General features: G+C 49.8%; 19 protein-coding genes and 2 pseudogenes. 4 read left to right on the forward strand and 17 right to left on the reverse strand.

The window, feature by feature from the left end; all coding sequences use genetic code 11:
- Positions 1–110: 110 nt before the first annotated feature.
- The 11 genes and pseudogenes from REH51_RS03575 to REH51_RS03625 form a co-directional block, all read right to left on the reverse strand.
- Entirely contained in the window at positions 111–278 is a 168-nt protein-coding gene (locus REH51_RS03575; protein ID WP_498936875.1) for a hypothetical protein, read from the reverse strand.
- Between the two features lie 376 nt (positions 279–654).
- Complete coding sequence (locus REH51_RS03580) at positions 655–1,515, reverse strand: DUF4365 domain-containing protein (RefSeq protein WP_009721637.1); 861 nt, start codon at positions 1,513–1,515, stop codon at positions 655–657.
- Between the two features lie 221 nt (positions 1,516–1,736).
- Positions 1,737–1,957: pseudogene (locus tag REH51_RS03585) on the reverse strand (transposase); the annotation flags it as partial.
- 247 nt (positions 1,958–2,204) lie between these two features.
- Positions 2,205–3,122, reverse strand: a complete 918-nt coding sequence (locus tag REH51_RS03590; protein ID WP_009721635.1) for a Tle-like phospholipase domain-containing protein — start codon at positions 3,120–3,122, stop codon at positions 2,205–2,207.
- Between the two features lie 28 nt (positions 3,123–3,150).
- On the reverse strand, positions 3,151–3,276 hold the full coding sequence (locus REH51_RS03595) for a hypothetical protein (RefSeq protein WP_498936877.1): 126 nt from the start codon (positions 3,274–3,276) through the stop codon (positions 3,151–3,153).
- 365 nt (positions 3,277–3,641) lie between these two features.
- A complete protein-coding gene (locus tag REH51_RS03600; protein WP_009721633.1) occupies positions 3,642–4,106 on the reverse strand; it encodes a LysE family translocator in 465 nt (154 codons plus the stop codon).
- A gap of 501 nt (positions 4,107–4,607) precedes the next feature.
- A complete protein-coding gene (locus REH51_RS03605) occupies positions 4,608–5,159 on the reverse strand; it encodes a hypothetical protein (protein ID WP_009721632.1) in 552 nt (183 codons plus the stop codon).
- A 28-nt stretch (positions 5,160–5,187) separates the two neighbouring features.
- On the reverse strand, positions 5,188–5,523 hold the full coding sequence (locus REH51_RS03610) for a zinc ribbon domain-containing protein YjdM (RefSeq protein WP_009721631.1): 336 nt from the start codon (positions 5,521–5,523) through the stop codon (positions 5,188–5,190).
- A gap of 161 nt (positions 5,524–5,684) precedes the next feature.
- Positions 5,685–7,298, reverse strand: a complete 1,614-nt coding sequence (locus tag REH51_RS03615) for an ABC-F family ATP-binding cassette domain-containing protein (protein ID WP_009721630.1) — start codon at positions 7,296–7,298, stop codon at positions 5,685–5,687.
- Positions 7,299–7,506: 208 nt separating this feature from the next.
- Positions 7,507–8,487, reverse strand: a pseudogene (gene mmuM, locus REH51_RS03620) (homocysteine S-methyltransferase).
- A 361-nt stretch (positions 8,488–8,848) separates the two neighbouring features.
- Positions 8,849–9,367, reverse strand: a complete 519-nt coding sequence (locus tag REH51_RS03625; RefSeq protein WP_009721627.1) for a GNAT family N-acetyltransferase — start codon at positions 9,365–9,367, stop codon at positions 8,849–8,851.
- 207 nt (positions 9,368–9,574) lie between these two features.
- Between REH51_RS03625 and REH51_RS03630 the strand changes: the two genes are divergently transcribed.
- Complete coding sequence (locus REH51_RS03630) at positions 9,575–10,012, forward strand: hypothetical protein (RefSeq protein WP_009721626.1); 438 nt, start codon at positions 9,575–9,577, stop codon at positions 10,010–10,012.
- A gap of 84 nt (positions 10,013–10,096) precedes the next feature.
- Here the strand turns inward: REH51_RS03630 and REH51_RS03635 are convergent, their stop codons facing one another.
- The gene (locus REH51_RS03635; RefSeq protein WP_009721625.1) at positions 10,097–10,357 is read right to left on the reverse strand and encodes a hypothetical protein; all 261 of its coding nucleotides are present in this window, start codon (positions 10,355–10,357) and stop codon (positions 10,097–10,099) included.
- Between the two features lie 459 nt (positions 10,358–10,816).
- On the opposite strand from REH51_RS03635, the gene REH51_RS03640 reads away from it, so the two are divergent.
- On the forward strand, positions 10,817–11,785 hold the full coding sequence (locus REH51_RS03640) for a zinc-binding metallopeptidase family protein (RefSeq protein ID WP_498936879.1): 969 nt from the start codon (positions 10,817–10,819) through the stop codon (positions 11,783–11,785).
- Positions 11,786–11,850: 65 nt separating this feature from the next.
- On the opposite strand, the gene REH51_RS03645 is transcribed toward REH51_RS03640, so the two are convergent.
- Positions 11,851–12,744, reverse strand: a complete 894-nt coding sequence (locus REH51_RS03645; RefSeq protein ID WP_498936881.1) for a dihydrodipicolinate synthase family protein — start codon at positions 12,742–12,744, stop codon at positions 11,851–11,853.
- A 173-nt stretch (positions 12,745–12,917) separates the two neighbouring features.
- Here REH51_RS03645 and REH51_RS03650 point away from each other — a divergent pair, with 173 nt between their 5' ends.
- Positions 12,918–13,748 (forward strand): helix-turn-helix transcriptional regulator, encoded by an 831-nt coding sequence (locus tag REH51_RS03650; RefSeq protein WP_498936883.1) that lies wholly within the window; start codon positions 12,918–12,920, stop codon positions 13,746–13,748.
- A 42-nt stretch (positions 13,749–13,790) separates the two neighbouring features.
- The gene (locus tag REH51_RS03655; protein WP_009721620.1) at positions 13,791–14,423 is read left to right on the forward strand and encodes a LysE family translocator; all 633 of its coding nucleotides are present in this window, start codon (positions 13,791–13,793) and stop codon (positions 14,421–14,423) included.
- Between the two features lie 61 nt (positions 14,424–14,484).
- Here REH51_RS03655 and REH51_RS03660 read toward each other — a convergent pair whose 3' ends face one another.
- The 4 genes from REH51_RS03660 to REH51_RS03675 all read right to left on the reverse strand — a co-directional run bounded on the left by REH51_RS03660 (position 14,485) and on the right by REH51_RS03675 (position 16,020).
- Positions 14,485–14,721: a helix-hairpin-helix domain-containing protein gene (locus tag REH51_RS03660; RefSeq protein WP_009721619.1), complete on the reverse strand. Its 237-nt coding sequence runs from the start codon at positions 14,719–14,721 to the stop codon at positions 14,485–14,487.
- Positions 14,722–14,772: 51 nt separating this feature from the next.
- Positions 14,773–15,132, reverse strand: a complete 360-nt coding sequence (locus tag REH51_RS03665; protein WP_009721618.1) for a VOC family protein — start codon at positions 15,130–15,132, stop codon at positions 14,773–14,775.
- Between the two features lie 23 nt (positions 15,133–15,155).
- A complete protein-coding gene (locus REH51_RS03670; RefSeq protein WP_009721617.1) occupies positions 15,156–15,620 on the reverse strand; it encodes a YpsA SLOG family protein in 465 nt (154 codons plus the stop codon).
- Between the two features lie 79 nt (positions 15,621–15,699).
- Positions 15,700–16,020, reverse strand: coding sequence for a hypothetical protein (locus REH51_RS03675; protein WP_009721616.1), 321 nt, complete (start codon positions 16,018–16,020; stop codon positions 15,700–15,702).
- Positions 16,021–16,227 lie beyond the last annotated feature (207 nt).

Below are 16,227 nucleotides of genomic sequence, written 5' to 3' on the forward strand. Positions count from 1 at the left end.
GTCGGTCTTCGGCCAGGAGCGGATGTTAAAGAGTTTTCAGATTAATGATGTTCACAACATCTATTCCACGCCCCCTTCCCTAAAACGCGGAGCGTGGCGGTCTGGAAATGTCAGTTTCCGTCCTTGAATTTTGCTTTACAATTGCCGCTCATGCACATGGTACAGTAGTGCTCTCTATCCTCATGCTGGGTACCCTCAGCGATGATAATGCCGCAGCCGTTGCAGAACAGGATGCCAATCCCGTCTTCGAATTTCACAATTGCATGTTCGTAGTCCATAAAGTTCTCCGCGAAGACCCCATCCTGCAAGAACGGGTAGTAATAGCTTGTCAGCAAAAGCCGATCTTTATCTGATATTTCCTTCGATGGCGCTATCAGGCGTCAGTTCAATTTCCTCTCGACCATCAGGTTGATACAGATAATAACAACGCACCTAAACAGCAGAGGCTAAGCAATTCTCTCCCTGGCAACAGATGCATTCAGTGCCATGATTCTCGGATATGCAACTCTGCATCACCAAAGTTGGCTTGGCCGCTATCGGCCAGGAACGGGATTTTAGGCGGAACTGATATAACGCCGAGTTCAGTTACAAATACTGGCACGACATTTTAGGTACCAAAATTCGTGACAGTATTTTATCAATGGAAACGAATTATTATGTAGATAGCCTCAAGGTTGATGCTAGTTCTTGGAGCTCTTTTATGGCAACTTCTTCACGGTGAAACATCAGTTGTACTAGTAAGCAAGCGCAAGAGTCTAATAAAAACTGACTCATGCCAACTGAATATCCACTAACTTTTTCCAATTGATCTACCACTAATAAAAAGCTTGCTGCATATCTAGACTTTTCAACTGCACTCATATCTTCTGAATCTTCATGATCGTCAATCATTTCTCCAGCGATATTGGCGAGTTTCAGATATGTCTCGTTATTCAGATGAAGATTCACAGGATCCATGAGTTTAAGTCTAACTAACAGCTCCAAACAAAATAGCCTGTATTTAGGAATATCATTCCACGTATCTTCTCCCATTTCATTTGGCTGAGTAATTTTGACAATCCTATCGTAATGTCTAATTCGAGCCATCCACATCAATTTTTTTGCTGCTTCAGCATCAAAGTTTTCGTTACAGTTGATTGCAATATCACTATCTTTAATAAATGGTAAATTCCAATATTCAACCTCATCCTCTGGAACGCAAAATTTATATTCACCTGACTTTTTGTTGTGGCGAACAAGAATTGTAAGATCATTTCCAATAATCCAATTTCGAACAGTTAAGCAATCTTCGTAAATTGTCCAATCAGACTTATGTTGATCATTTTTTTCAGATGTTTTTACTTGAACGTAGATCCTGAAAGGCTCAATAACACCAGCGTCTTCACCAAATACGAAAAAGTCTTCGCCATAATCCTTTGACATCTCTGATATAGCAAACCCTGCTTCAGAAAATATCATTCTAACCTTAAGTTCGCCTAAGTCACCCAATTTATGATTGTTCGTTCTTTTTGCCATGTTAATCCTTGTTAGCCGATTGAAGTCTAGGATGAATAACGAGACTGTAGAAAAAACCGATTTCGAGCCGTCTCCACCTCCTATCATCTTAATTTATTTACTCAGCCGGTCATCTGACTGAGTAATCTTAATATCGGTATTTAGCCACTTGGGCACCCAGCTAAAGCTTGTTGAAGACGGCCTTTTGCTCTTAAAAAGCAACATACTCCGCTCCAGGCCCTTCATGACGCGGCCAAGTGGCCGTAATTCGCCAACTTCTCAATATTGTGCACCAAGCAGTAGAGCTGCCACTGACCTTGCACTTTTTTCTTACCCCGAAGGCTGAAGCGGTTCAGCCTTTTCGTTGTGCCAATGTTGCCGAAGACGGGCTCCACGACTGACATACGATGGCTGTAAACTTCTTTGCCCCTGGGGGGCTATCGACTCGATGCTTCATCCAGTCGATCAGGTAGTGCACAGCGTGTTCAAAGGTGCCTAGCTGGATCTGATCTTGGTAATTGATCACCACCATAGCGTTCTGATCGTAGCTATAAGCCTTGAAGCGCGGCATGCTGACCACTCCTCGTATTTTTTCTCGATCCTACCAAAACTTAGCCGTCAGCGGAGTTTTTATACAGGCTCAACGCCCGGCTCACGAGCCGATTTAGAGCCGCGAAGCGGCGGGAAATAGGCCGCTGTGCAGCCGATTGTTAGAGGGCGGCATTGCAAGCAGCGAACGAAGATAATTTAAGTAGATGTAATGGTTTTGATGACTCTTCCTCAACGCCTTCTTTGTATAAAGCTAAGTCAGCCACGTGCAACATATCTCTCGCTAGAACCCATCTAAAATGAGCATAAACACGATTCGATTCAACTAGATAGTAATTCTCCGCCCTTTGACCGCTTCCTGCACCAATTCTAGATACCCCAGGAAGAACCCGAAATATGGGCAACCTCGCGATCTTAAGCGCATCACGTGACATAGAAGCCTGCCAAATTCGAGCATCATTACTTCCATCACCCCATGTTTTTGGGCTTGAGTTAAAAGCCCAAGCTTGCTGAACCTTGGCACTCGTTTGTTCATGCTTTGTTACGTGAACTGCCAATCCACCACCCAGTGAATATCCGGCAACGACAAACTTCATCTCCGGAAACTCCTTCTCAACATTAAGTACATAATTTCTTGCTTGGTCATACTGACGTCGATTTATAAAAGAAAAATTTGTTCTCCAATCAGCCATATCATTCGAGCCAATGAAAACAATTACAACCTCAAATAGATTGCTCTGACTGGAATATACCTTAAAGACCTCAGCTTCGAACCCTGTCTCATCATCCTGCTCAGAAAGCGATTCAACTCTTTCAATATACTCTGGCAATACAAATAGATGGTCTGAACCACCTTTGCTATCTTTTTGGAATGCATAAGCGCCCAAGAAGGCATACAGATATCCATTCTTTGCGACATCGAGATGCAGCTCGTCTTGTACTGTTTCAATCGAATCTCTTTCCGGCAAATACCTTTCATTGCACCAAACGCTATGTGACCCGATTGCTACTTCGCCATATCTATTTCCCGCGCATCCAGCCAGCACGAACATTATCAGAATAATCCACGCAATCTTCATGAAACATCCTCATATTTTCACAACATATCTAGATCCATATTTTTTGAGCGTATCGGCTGCTGGTCATCGCTCCACGCCACATCGGTGTGCAGTAGGTGACATCACCCTTGAGCGGACAATACGTGGTGGTTTCTGAAATAGTAAGTAAATCCATTCTCACGTCTTCACGTGGGAAGTAGTGGCGTGGTGGTTAGCCGTATTCGCGGAGTTCAAGCGTATTGGTGGAGTCGGCGATTAACGTGCCGTCAACCTGCGCCTGCACGCGTTGGCTAATAGGGTGAAGCTCAATGCGTGGGGCATTTTGCATTAGGTTGTTCCCTGCGGCGTTGTTCGCTCTAGTAAAATTAGCCTAGCAGTTAAATCCGTTGAGTCCTACGCTTGCCCCATAGCACTTTAGGCTACGGGCATGACCTCGGGCAGTTTTTTGCGATTTTCTCTATACCTCAGCGGCCAGTGACTGATTCAGATCCGCTCATCCCGCTAGTAGTGGAGCTTGTAATGGTTCATGAAGCACGCTTTTTACCTCTGCTTCATGAACGCCACAGCCAGACCCGACGATACAAACGTAACGCCTGCCCCAATATTTAAGCCAGAAACCAATTTTGGTTTGTTTCTCAGCCATTCTGATAATCTAGATGAAAACACGCCCATAAGGCTGAAACCTACCGCTGTTAAAACCGCAAACCAGACCCCATAGCCAATCATTTGCCAAGTCACAGATCCCAGATTAGGGTTTACGAATTGAGGAACAAACGCGAGCACAAACATACCCGGCTTAGGGTTGAGTGCCGCTGAAAGGAAGCCCGTTGAAAATACGGTTTTTAAAGACTGTTTTTTTGCAGGCTCTAAGGAAAATAGATTTCGAGACCGAAGGACTTTAACGCCTAACCAAATGAGATAGCCCGCACCAATAATCTTGACCACATAGAAGGCTAGCTCGGACGTTTGAATTAAAAGAGTCAGCCCAAATGTCGCCGCTAGCACGTTGAAATAGAATTCCCATCCCAGACGATAAGCCAGAAACGGTTGCGGCCAATCTGCCTTGGCTTAAACCTCGTCCTATCGCCAGCATGTTATCTGGCCCAGGGGAAATCACTAACAGCAAACATGCCAGTGTATATGTAGCCAACACCTCTAATGGAAACATGTCATCTCCTTCTACCTGTAACCGAACGTCATCGCCAGCGGGACTTCCTGCTCAGGTGGTGGTTAGGAACGGTATTGCTAGGTTCGTTTAGTCATAGAGCAGAGAACTCCATTGAGTATATAGCCTGTTGCAGCCCTCCTCGCGGGGGCGCCGGAGGCTTACCACGCGCTACATAACCATTAGCCTTGATCTATTATTGTAACTACCGTCGTCGAGACTGACCTTGTTAAGTGTTTTTTTGGACAAAGGCACGGTAGCTTTGAGCCTAGCAGTCAATTCAGGTGAAGCCTGCTTCTGTTGAACATAGATGCCTGCAAGGCGCGCATTGAACGGCTTTGTTAGCCGTTGAGGTTAATATCGATTCCTTTACGTTTCATGGCGGTAAAAAAGTCATACAGCGATTCGTTATCAAAGGCGTTCATGGCGAAATCGAGTTTGAAATAGTCGCCGTTGCTTAGCACAACCGTCAGCCGCGAGGCAGCTTTGCTTTTAGCGCCGCCCTGCCCTGACGCTGGCTGTTGCATGGTATGGGTATGCGTGCCGATGTGTATTTTTTTAACATCATTCACCGGCAGTTCATGTTCAATGGTTCGCCGCCCCGAAATGCCTTTCACGATGAGCTGATTGCCTCTCAGGGAAAGCTGGTATGACGACAGCGCTGTCAGCAGCCACTTCACATAGATGTAAAACAGGCCACCCAGTAACAGCACTCCGCTTGGTAGCCCGACTGTTTGCGCGACGGCTTGCTCCATGCCAAACAACTGCATTAGTAGCCATATAGCGAGCCCGACAAATAACGCGCCGTAGAGAATGAGCGCGACCAGCACCATAGGCAACCAGGAGTAAAATGACTTCACGATCTGCTCTTGCGTGTTGAGTCTGACGTCCATGATGGCCCTCTAGGCGAGTGAAGGTGATTCAGGCTTTTTTCACAAACTGGGCGGTGACCATCATGTCGCCAGCGCCATCGACCTTGCAGTCGAGCTGGTGGTCTTTGCCTTCCTTAAGCCGCTTGATGACCGCCTTGGTGCCAATCTTAAGCACGATTGAGCTGCCTTTGACCTTGAGGTCTTTGATAAGCGTTACCTTATCGCCTTCAGCAAGCAGGGTGCCATTGGCATCTTTCACCGTGACGGTGTCTTCCGCTCCAACCTCGGAAAGGTTCCATTCGTGGGCGCATTCCGGGCAGATGAACAAGCTTTGATCCTGGTAGACGAATTCAGATTGGCAATTGGGGCAAGGTGGGCATGACATGGAAGGTGACTTCTGTGATTTGGTTGGCTGCTTATGATACTGAGCCTTTGCAGCCTTGGCGAATGCATCCAGGCAGGTGCAGCCTGTTGATGGCTCAGTGTTTGAATCGTCGCGGGCTAAAGCCACCTCCTACGGGGCGTGTGGTAGGAGGTGCAATACGATCAAACCGGCTCCAGGTGCCAGCCTTGTTCGGTTGCTAGCAGGCGGTCTGTCAGGGCTAGTTTTTCCAGAAAGGCATCGTCGTGGGATACCACCATTAACGCGCCTTGGTAACTGCGCAGCATGGTTTCCAGTGCTTGTGCTGAAGGCAAATCAAGATGGTTATTCGGCTCGTCCAGGAGCAATAGTTGCGGTGGGGAATCGGCGTAGAGGATGCAGGCCAGCGCTCCTTTCAGGCGCTCACCACCACTTAGCAGCCCGCTGGGCGTGGTGATCTTTTGCGCGCCTAGGCCTAGCTGGGCAAGCCGCATGCGCAGGTCCCCTTCACTCGCGGTTCGGTTGGCCAGCTGCAGCTGTTCGAGTAGCGTCTTTGCTGGGTCTAGATTCCCCAGTTGCTGGTCAAGATAGGCGCTTTCAGGCGTTATGTTGTAGGTTCCTGATAAGGGCTCAATCTGGCCCGCCAGCACGCGGAGCAGCGTAGATTTACCACAGCCATTCGGCCCTATGATGCCTAGTCGCTGCTGCCCTTTCAGCATTAGATTAATGTGCCGAGTGGCTCCCATGACGAACGGTAGCTCAACCCTTTCTAACTCAACCAAACAGCGCTTGGCGGCCTGGGTAATAGGTATTTCATGCAGGTTGATTTGTAGCTCGTTTTCAACCTGCTTTGCGGCGTCACGCACACGTTGATTTAGCTGCGCCTGACTGGTCGCCTGCTTTTGGCGCAGCGCGCCCGCCGAGGTTTCGCTGCGCTCTTTCTGACGATCTAACAGAATCTTAGCCTGGTTGGCTTCCTTGCCCAGCCGATTGCCGTGAGCCTGGCGTTTCTCCTGACGTTCACGCTGCTTGCGCATCGCGCGCTCTTCGCGTTGGCGTTCGAGCTTTCGCTGGCTGAGCTGATCAAGGGCAGCCTGCTGTTCATGCGCTTTGGCTTGGGCATAGAACGTGTAGTTACCGCCGTAACTGTGCAGCCCTAAGGGCGACAGTTCCACGATACGTTCCATGGTTTCCAGCAGTTGTCGGTCATGGCTAACCACGATCAGCCCACGCGGCCAGCGCTGCAGCTGTTCGATAAGCGCCTGCCGATTGGGTCGGTCGAGATGGTTGCTTGGCTCATCAAGAATCAGGCAATCGGCATTCGAGAGCATGGCGCCCATTAAAGCAACGCGCATGGCTTCGCCGCCGCTCAATGTGTTCGCTGGTGTGCTGGCTTCAAGATAGCCCAGGCCATTGCGTTCGAGTTCATGGCGAAATCGCTGGGGCATATCCCAGCGATCATCAACTGCCTCAAAATCCTCAGGCGCTGTGCTGCCAGCCTCAATGCGTGTCAGCGCATCCAACGTTGTTCGAACACCGGCAAGATCAGCGACACAAACACCCTTCGGCTGCGCCACCTGCTGGGCAAGATAATGGACGCTGCCGGGGCGCTGACAATGGCCAGTGGCTGGCTGCAACAGGCCAGCAAGGATTTGGGCTAGGACTGTTTTGCCGACACCATTACGCCCCACTAACCCGGTTGGGCGGCTATCGAACTGCTCGTGAAGATCAGTGAAAAGCTTTCTGCCATCCGACAGAACGTAGGAAACACCTTTTAAGGTGAGATAGGTATTTGTCATTTGTGATTCCAACGATGCCAAGAACTCTCTCTAAAACCCCTCCCAAGGACTATTCCAAGGACCATCCCTAGAACTATTCCAAGAACTATCCTTACTACTGGGGGCTGGTGGAGACTGGTCGTTATTGCAACGGCGGCATCAATGGTTCATTAGACAAATACCTCTGCTAAACGTGGGAAGACTTAAAACCTAATACAAATAACCTTAGTTATCTATATGACTCACTAAGCGGGCGTGACCGCCGCCACTGGGCCAACGCCTGAATATCCGCTGGCGCTGTTCGGCAGCAACCACCAATAGCTGACGCGCCTGCCGCCAGCCATTGCTCTACCCCTTGTGCCAGCGCGGAAGGGCCACTGGCGGTGTGGTCGCATGTGGCCGGGTGCCAGGTTTTGGTCACCGCGTCGTACACTTCCCCTGAATTGGGGTAGACCAATACTGGCAGATCGCACTGACGCCGGATCGCCTGAATCAGCGACTCAATGTGGGGCAAGGCGGTGCAATTCACGCCAATCGCCGCCACGCCTGGGCAATTGGCCAGGGCTGCCGCGCACTCCTCTATCGGCGTACCATCGCTGATATGTTTGCCATCCTTTGCTGAGAAGGTGATCCAGGCCTGTGCGCCGGGATGCTCGGCCAACAAATCGGTGATCGCCAGCGCTTCATCTAATGAAGGCAAGGTTTCAGCCGCCAGCAGATCAGCACCTGCCGCTAGCAAGAGTTCAAAACGTTCGCGGTGAAACGCTACCAGCCCGGCACGATCCAGATCATAGCCGCCGCGGTATTCACTGCCATCGGCCAGGTAAGCGCCCTAAGGGCCAACAGACGCAGCCACTAACGGCTTGGGGCGATCGGTTTGACCAGGCTGCCAGACTGCATCACGCGCCTGCTGCGCCAACGTGACCGATAACTGAATCAGTTCCCGCGCTTCCTGCGCTGTCAGCCCTGCCTGCATAAAACCAGGCACCGTGGCCTGATAGCTGGCGGTAATCGCACAATCAGCACCGGCTTCAAAGTAGGCCTGATGAACTTGGCGAATTTTCTCTGGGGCCTGAGCCAACAAGCGCGCTGACCAGAGGGCGTCGTTGAGGTCGCAGCCAAGCGTTTCCAGCTCGGTGGCCATAGCGCCGTCAATAACCATAAAAGGCACGTCAGCCAACAGGGCTTTGATCGGGTTCAACTCACTCATACGGGCTTTTCCTCAACGGCGTTATTCGAATGTGCAGGACAGCTCGCTTGACGTGCGCGCTCTAGCTCATTCATGGTGACATCCCTATCTTTGGCTTAGCAAACCAATCGGACCTTAGGTGCCTAGCTCAAAAAGAGCCCCATTTTAGTGCATCACGCCTTTCCCAAAAAGCATAAAAAAAGACCCGTATATTCTTATTTTAAATATATCAATTGGTGATCGTTAGTAAGCGATAGATGATGAACGGTAGATGATGGCCATACCGCTTGCCGACGGGGACTCTTCCCCGCCGCTACTGTTAGCCTACAAGAAAGACAACCCTCTAAGTGAGCAGCTTAGGGATCTCGTTGAAGCGCATCCTTCATAAGCTTGGAGAATAGCGTGTTTTAAGCTGAGAAGTTGTGTGGTTATACCGTTCCAGATCCAGCCCCAAGAACTGGGTTCCAGGGACAGGGTTATTCGTCACGGGTGGGTGTGGAACGAACCCATATGACAGGTACAGCGCTAAGGCCGCTTTGAACTCAGGCAGCACATCAAGGCATATTTTCTTATACCCACTGCTGATGGCTTCCTGCAATATTCGCTCTACCAACCTAGCGCCCAACTTACTTCCACGAGCAGTTGGACGAACATAAACCCGCTTCATTTCGCAGGTATTATCGTTCACCTTGCGAAATGCAGCACACCCCACCGGTATCTTATTAATTGTCGCTAAAAATATCTTTGACTCATCCGAGCTATACTTTTCAGATAAGCTATTAAATTCTTCATCGTTACCTTGAAAAGTAAGGTCAACTGACGTGCTCGCTATATATTCTCGATACAAATCAAGTACAGCATTTAAGTCAGCGGGAAACGTTGCTCTTTCTACTGTATACACACCTTCCTCCTGATTGCATGACACCTAGCGGTAAACCAGCACCGTTGACACACTTGTTCACTTTAGGGAAAGGTCTCTCCCAATCCTGATACCCAGCTTTTTGTGTGAGAATCAGCCCACACAAGCAATGCTTTTGCTTTGAAAGCAACCATATGAAAATTAATGGTAGGATGGTATTCTTACGTTAATACACATAAGGTATTACGAATGCAATTCCTTCGTTTAGCTCTATTCAACTTTACCCTCCTGGCCATTTCGATGCCGGTGATTAACCAGCAAACTGCATGGGCTGCTGATGAAGAGCTATATACAGAAGCTGAGGCTATGCAGCATATCGCGCTCTTTTCCAGAATATCGCTTTCTGCCTTATACAATAAAATTCGTGTTTGCCACCTGGATAGTATCTTCTATTTGCATATTGGCCAACTCAAAGATGAGCAACATAAGTCGGAAGAAGAGCTGCTAGGCATGTTTTCAGGTGACCTAAGGTCTGTGGAAACTATCGCTAGCGTATTTGCATCAGAGGAACACTATTACGACGGCGCGATGGCCGTTTATGATGAATGCGCTAATCAAAAATTAGAAGAAATGAAGTCACTAAGCTCATTCGACCAACTTCCCACCATCGACCTGGAAACTGATTAAACACCGAAAAATGCGCCATAGCCAAGCTACCGGTAACGATTCGGTTTCCGAAAGTTGCATGGGCCGTACGCCAACAAACATCTGTTATGTCACCGAATGCGCACCAAAGAATGCATTATAAAAGCCCATAGCAAGAACAAACATCACAAAGGTAATAAAACCAAAAAGGGTAACCCAATTGACATCCCGCTGTGTTAACGCTCCTCTTGGGTATCGACCAATAGTGAGCAACCATAGGAATAGGCGCCCGAGATTAAAGAATATAACCTGGAGAAGCAGCACCATAACGAGAAGCTTTAGAAGCTCGACTATGATTTTAACTAATCTGTTAAGCGCATCATCCATCACTCAAATCCTTTAGCATATAAACTATACTTCTCCAATTTATTGCGAGTCCATTGACTCGCTAGAAAGGCATTTAAACCGAAACAGCTAGTTTCGCTTTCGCTTTATAGGGAAAGCAGCACTCATGCCTAAAATTTTACTTATTAACTATCAAATATTTCTTTATATGAACCGCTAGCCACCTTAGCTTCTCGAGTGCCATCTAACTACCGACAGACAATGTCAGCCTATTGCTTATCGACCATACATATTACTGAAGCTACCTCACTGACTATTTTTACGCCACTCTCTACCCTCTGCCCACGCTTAAACAGTCGTGGACGACGACCTTACCCCAAAACTACAGCCGCCTCCTACGCGGCTTTTTCCCAACCACGCAGAAATGAAAGCAATCGCTATTGGCTTATCCCCGCCTCGGCTCCTAGACTGAAAGCTCGTTTCTTATGAGATACCCGACCTATGCGTGTTTTTTCTAATCCGGTCGGTGCCGGTTCACTCTGGTTTGATAATTTGGTGACCGCCGACGGCGTTCCTGTGGCTTACGACCCGCAAGCGCGCGCCTTTCTGCCAATGCCGCCCTTCTGTGCCAACCGCGAAGTGATCGGTTGCAACTGGATTGCCCCTAAGCAAGGTGAATTCTGCCGTGCCTGCGCGATGACCGCCCTTGCACCTGACCCTTCTATTTCTGATGCCATGCCTAACTGGGCGCAAACCGAAGCGGCTAAGCGCTGGGTGATCGATAACCTGGGCCGTTGGAACTGGTTTCGCCCGGAAGACCCCGGTACACCACCAACCTTTCATATGCTGGCCGAAGGGGGAACGCCGGTACCCATGGGGCATGTCGGTGGCGTGGTGACCATCAGTGTGGCCGAAGCAGATGCGGTGCTGCGTACGACCCGCAAGGAGGCGTTGGAAGAGCCTTACCGCACGATGATTGGCCATATGCGCCATGAAATTGCCCATATGCTGTGGTGGCGGCTGAGTTTAAGGGATGACTTTCTTGATGCTTTTCGTGAGATGTTTGGCGATGAGCGGGAGGATTACCCCGCGGCGCTGCAGCACTATTATCACAATGGCCCGCCTGCGGATTGGCGGCAGCGGTTTCTGTCTACCTATGCGTCTTCCCACCCCCATGAAGATTGGGCGGAAACCACCTCGCACCTACTGCACCTGACCGATATTACCGATAGCTTTGTGTCAGCAGGCATGACGTCACCAGCTTTGCCCTACACCCATGGCTGGGGTGCTTACGCCGAGCCGGATGCTGAGCGTTTGATTCATATTGCGGCATCATTAGTGGCCGGTGTTAACCATGTAAATCGCTCAATGGGGCTTTCGGATCTTTATCCGTTTGTGCTTTCAGATGCGGCAATGCGCAAGCTAGCTTTCGTGCATGATTGGCTGCGGCGCGGCGCCCAAGGGCTTTAATTCGCATTTGCAACTGGCCCTGGGGAAAGCAGCGCATTACCCAGGGCCGGCCATTCTTCAACGCTTTAGCTTAGCTCGAGCGCGTCAATCGCCGCTGCCACCCTTTTCCGGGCATCGCCTTGCAGTGTCTGAAGCGGCTGGGGCAAGCAAGGCTGGCTTACTTTTCCAGTGAGTTCTGCAATAGTAGCGGCTACTCGCAGGCTGCCGCCGAAGTCCCGATAGAGTGCCCATAACGGTTCAAGCGCAGCGGAAAGCGCATGGGCATGTTGTTCGTCTCCCGCTTGGGCGGCACGGGTTAGCGCCAGCGCAGCTTCGGGGTATAACCCACCAATCACCGAGTACCAAGCATCGCAGCCAGCAAGTAGCCCTGTGGCAGCGGCTGGGGCGCCACTAATGCCAATTGTCACGTCGCTGGAAATCAATCCACGCAGCCGTGCCACACGTTCTTGTGCAGCGGCCATATCATTTTGCACTGGGGGAATTTTAATCGAACGAACCTGGGGCAGTTGGGCGATGCGTCCATGCAGTTCATCGCTAAATTCAAAGTGCGTAGTACCAGGGTTGTCATAGACACATAGCGGCACGCTCAGCGAACGACAAACCGTCTCGAAAAGACTAAACACCTCATCCTCGGTCAGCTTTTGATAAGACACTGGCGCCAACAGCACGCCGCACGCGCCTGCTTGCTGGGCGCTTTCTGCATTGGCCAGCACATCGCGGGTGCGTAGCGCGCCTATGCCCACTACCACTGGTACGTCAGCGGCATGCTCAACGCATAGTTTGGCCACTCGGGCGCGTTCTTCACCACTTAAATAAGCATAGCTGCCCGTCGACCCCAGCACGCCGATAGAATCCACCCGCGCCTCCACCAAGCGTTCCACTAAACGAGTAAACTCATGCTCATGAATGCCCTGCTCGTTCATGGGAGTTAGCGGAAATGCGCTCAGGCCGGTGAACATGGTGAATGATCCTTTTAAGAGGGTAGATAAGAAGCTTTTAACATACGTGATGCTGCTTGCTGAGGCTAGAGAGTCTCTCAAGGTTAATCAGAGGTTTCTTAGCAATTATGTACAAGCATTTGATATCCAGGAGCACATAAGCTAGGTGGTGTGACTCATCAGGAGGGTTTGGCATGGCGAATGCAAGCCGGTTTCAATTCATCAAAAGTCAGCATGTGCCAACACTAACGGTGCTTCAGGCAGCGATTAAAGACTTCAGCTATGACCGTCACGCCCATGAGGAATTTGCTTTCGGCGTAACGCTGTCTGGGCGTCAGGATTTTTTTAGCGGCGGGCAGTTCCACAAAAGCCCGCCGGGCAATGTGATTCTGTTCAATCCTGAGGAGGTTCACGATGGCCAACCGGGTGGTAAGCACGCACTGGACTACCTGATGGTTTATGCTCCCCCGGACCAGGTAAAGCCGCTGTTCGCTGATGCGCTTGGACGTGAACATGCCACGGATTTTCGTTCCAACCAAACGCTGATTCAGGATGCTCAACTGCGTCACGCCATTTTGGAACTGGCGCGCTTGGTCACCTCCCAAACAGGTAGCTGCATTGATCAGGAAAATGCGCTTTATCGGGTTATCGAGAGAACCGTTCAACTCGGCGGCATTTCACAGCCTAGCCCCGTCACAAATCGTCCTGACACCCTGCTACGTCTGGCTAAGGAGTATATCCATGCTCACCTGGAAAGCGATATGTCGCTTGATGATATTTGCCAGGCAGCGCATTTATCCAAGTACCATTTCTTGCGCTTGTTTCGCCAGCATTACGGTATTACACCCCATCAGTACGTGATTAACTGTCGAATCAATGCGGCCCGTACTGCACTAGACGTCGGCGCCCCACTTAACGAGGTGGCATTACGCTTTGGCTTTGCCGATCTTAGCCATTTTAATCGGCGTTTTAAGCGCATTTATGGCATGACTCCCCACCAGTACCAACGCGATATCGCGCGTTAATCCCCAGTTTAAGAACTGCCATTAAACAAACGAGGCTTCACCATGCTAGGAATCGTCGCCTATGCCCTGGGCGCTATGTATACGCCTGGGCCTGTAAATCTGCTGGGCTTAAACGTTGGCATCAATGGCCAAGCCAAAAAATCGCTAGGTTTTTGTCTGGGAGTAGGCACCGCGATGTTTACTTACTTATTACTATTGGGCTGGGTAGGAGCCGCTTGGATCGACGATGAGGCACTGATCGTCGTGAGCGCCTTAGGGTGTAGCTATATTGTTTATCTCGCAATAAAAATTGCCCGCTCAAGCGCTGATTTAAGTAGCGACTTAAACACCCATTTAAACAACCATGACCACACCCCACATCTGCTGCGTTTTCGCGATGGGCTGGTGATGCAGCTACTTAACCCAAAAGCCATTATTGCCACCCTTCCCCTCGCCACACTGCAGTTTCCTGCGGCGGGTATTGAGGGGCTTAGCTTGGTAGTTTGGGCATTCGGGCTGGCAATATTAGCCGCTGGCGCACCCGGCAGTTATGTCTTGATGGGCAGTTTGGTTGGCCATCGTATTCAAAGCGTAGGGATCGTTAAGGGCTTTAACTGGGTAATGGCGGGGCTGCTGGTCGCCGTGGCGTTATCGATTGGCTATGAGCATGTTTGGCTGCCGCTTGATGCTAGCTAGCCTGCTGACACGGTAGGTTAGCCATTCTAACGATTTGATTGCTCGCTACATTTGCGATATGTCACACACCTTCTTGCGCCCTGGCAATAGCAGCAGAAATAGCTGACGTTGCCTGAGGGCTGTTTTTCCAGCAGGTTGTGTGCAGCATGGCGGCCACCATTTCTGCTATCTCATCAACTTGACGGGCGGCCAGCTGCGTAAATGAGTCGATACCAATCTCTTCAAAACGCTTAATGACAGTGGGACCAACGCCTTTCACACTTAAAAGTGCATCTCTTTCTGCATCAGTAAAGGCCACTTATGTCATCCTCTTGAATCTGTTCTTAAAAGGGGAAGCGATAGTAGCACCTTATATGAGCACCTCTGACCAAACCGCAAACTCATTGCCACTGGGTTCTAAGAAGTGAAAACGAAAGCCGCCTGGGAATTCAAAAATAGGCTGAATGACCTCACCACTGCTTTTTTCTACCTTAGCAAGCGTTGCGTTAATATCTGCGCTGTAAAACACTAACAATGCGCCGCCATTAGCAGTTCGGTTGCAGGTATCTGCATGATAAAAACCGCCATCTAACCCCTGGTTAGAAAACGCTGTGTATTCAGGGCCGTAATCGACAAACTCCCAGCCAAACACCGCCGTGAAAAACGTTTTTGTCGCGACTAGATCTTTCGCTGCAAACTCGACGTAATTAAGTTTTTCATGCGGGTGCATTGGCTTGTTCCTTTAAACTTAGTCTAGCGTGACTGTTTAATAACCAGCTCAACCGCTTGCTTAACGTACGCGTACATTACTGGGCAAGTGCTGGCTCTGGGGCCTGCCACGTTTAAGACGCTAATGTTGCGATCATGCACAAAGTCGGCAAGCAGCATCGCCGCGTGCAGTGGGTCTATCAGCTCAATATCGATTAGCTTGTAGGGTTTTGATTGCTGAATACAGAAAAGTGCAGTGGCTTCTGTTCCCCCTTGAAGATAAGACGCATAGAAAATGGCGGTGCCATCGGCATCCTGTACATTTTTATGGTTGCGCTGACGGTAATCGCCGCTCACTTCTTCGAGGGTATAGATGCTACTCATCGGCCCATCTTCGGCCATTCTGCCTACTGGGCAAACACCACCAATAGGGAAATCCAGTGCTAGTGCGGCATCCAATGCCGCTCGGTCAGCGCCTGTTTGGCCGCCACTCATGATTTTGGAAAGCATAAATTAGCCACGTGTCTCTGATTGAGCGGCAAACGTGTTGCCACGCGGTGTTAGTAAGTGAAAACGAACGCTGTAAAGGCTACTGCCCAAAACCGATTCCCAAGCTCAGTGCTTGAAGTCCATCAAACTCAACGCTTACGTCATCAGAAAACACCGGGTGCCCTTGTACCACCATGTTCACTGCTGCCTGAGAACCGCGGTAAGTAACGGTTACTGTCAGTTCTGCAGAGGTGTTAATCGGCGCGAATAGACCATACTCAACGTTATCAACACTCACCGAAGATAGGCCGCGATCATCTAACTGCTGCTGCACTTCTTGTTTTACGGCGACTCCGTAATAGATATAGATGCCCACATAGCCAATTGCCAGTAATACGATCAGTGAAAAGAGCTTTCCCATTATTTTCCCTCGAAGTGACAAAATCCTTATGGTTGCCGCCTTTGGCAGGCAACCGTGAGCGGTGATAATGCCTGCGGTAGTAAGTAGCTACAAGCACTGAAAAATGAACATTATTTACAAACAAGCGAGAAGGATTCTAATGGTGAGGTGTCGGGAGTAAGTGGCATGTTGTTCACTGCGAACACTTCGCTACCGTCATCTGAAACT

It is taken from the genome of Halomonas bluephagenesis, from assembly GCF_054790765.1.

Excerpts from the sequence above, each read along its gene's own strand:
- REH51_RS03655 (WP_009721620.1), top strand. The coding sequence starts at position 13,791 with ATGCTAGGAATCGTCGCCTATGCCCTGGGCGCTATGTATACGCCTGGG.
- REH51_RS03630 (WP_009721626.1), top strand. The coding sequence starts at position 9,575 with ATGCAATTCCTTCGTTTAGCTCTATTCAACTTTACCCTCCTGGCCATT.
- REH51_RS03640 (WP_498936879.1), top strand. The coding sequence starts at position 10,817 with ATGCGTGTTTTTTCTAATCCGGTCGGTGCCGGTTCACTCTGGTTTGAT.
- REH51_RS03635 (WP_009721625.1), bottom strand. The coding sequence starts at position 10,357 with ATGGATGATGCGCTTAACAGATTAGTTAAAATCATAGTCGAGCTTCTA.
- REH51_RS03575 (WP_498936875.1), bottom strand. The coding sequence starts at position 278 with ATGGACTACGAACATGCAATTGTGAAATTCGAAGACGGGATTGGCATC.
- REH51_RS03675 (WP_009721616.1), bottom strand. The coding sequence starts at position 16,020 with ATGGGAAAGCTCTTTTCACTGATCGTATTACTGGCAATTGGCTATGTG.
- REH51_RS03650 (WP_498936883.1), top strand. The coding sequence starts at position 12,918 with ATGGCGAATGCAAGCCGGTTTCAATTCATCAAAAGTCAGCATGTGCCA.
- REH51_RS03580 (WP_009721637.1), bottom strand. The coding sequence starts at position 1,515 with ATGGCAAAAAGAACGAACAATCATAAATTGGGTGACTTAGGCGAACTT.
- REH51_RS03665 (WP_009721618.1), bottom strand. The coding sequence starts at position 15,132 with ATGCACCCGCATGAAAAACTTAATTACGTCGAGTTTGCAGCGAAAGAT.
- REH51_RS03645 (WP_498936881.1), bottom strand. The coding sequence starts at position 12,744 with ATGTTCACCGGCCTGAGCGCATTTCCGCTAACTCCCATGAACGAGCAG.
- REH51_RS03595 (WP_498936877.1), bottom strand. The coding sequence starts at position 3,276 with ATGGATTTACTTACTATTTCAGAAACCACCACGTATTGTCCGCTCAAG.
- REH51_RS03670 (WP_009721617.1), bottom strand. The coding sequence starts at position 15,620 with ATGCTTTCCAAAATCATGAGTGGCGGCCAAACAGGCGCTGACCGAGCG.
- REH51_RS03615 (WP_009721630.1), bottom strand. The coding sequence starts at position 7,298 with ATGACAAATACCTATCTCACCTTAAAAGGTGTTTCCTACGTTCTGTCG.
- REH51_RS03605 (WP_009721632.1), bottom strand. The coding sequence starts at position 5,159 with ATGGACGTCAGACTCAACACGCAAGAGCAGATCGTGAAGTCATTTTAC.
- REH51_RS03590 (WP_009721635.1), bottom strand. The coding sequence starts at position 3,122 with ATGAAGATTGCGTGGATTATTCTGATAATGTTCGTGCTGGCTGGATGC.
- REH51_RS03610 (WP_009721631.1), bottom strand. The coding sequence starts at position 5,523 with ATGTCATGCCCACCTTGCCCCAATTGCCAATCTGAATTCGTCTACCAG.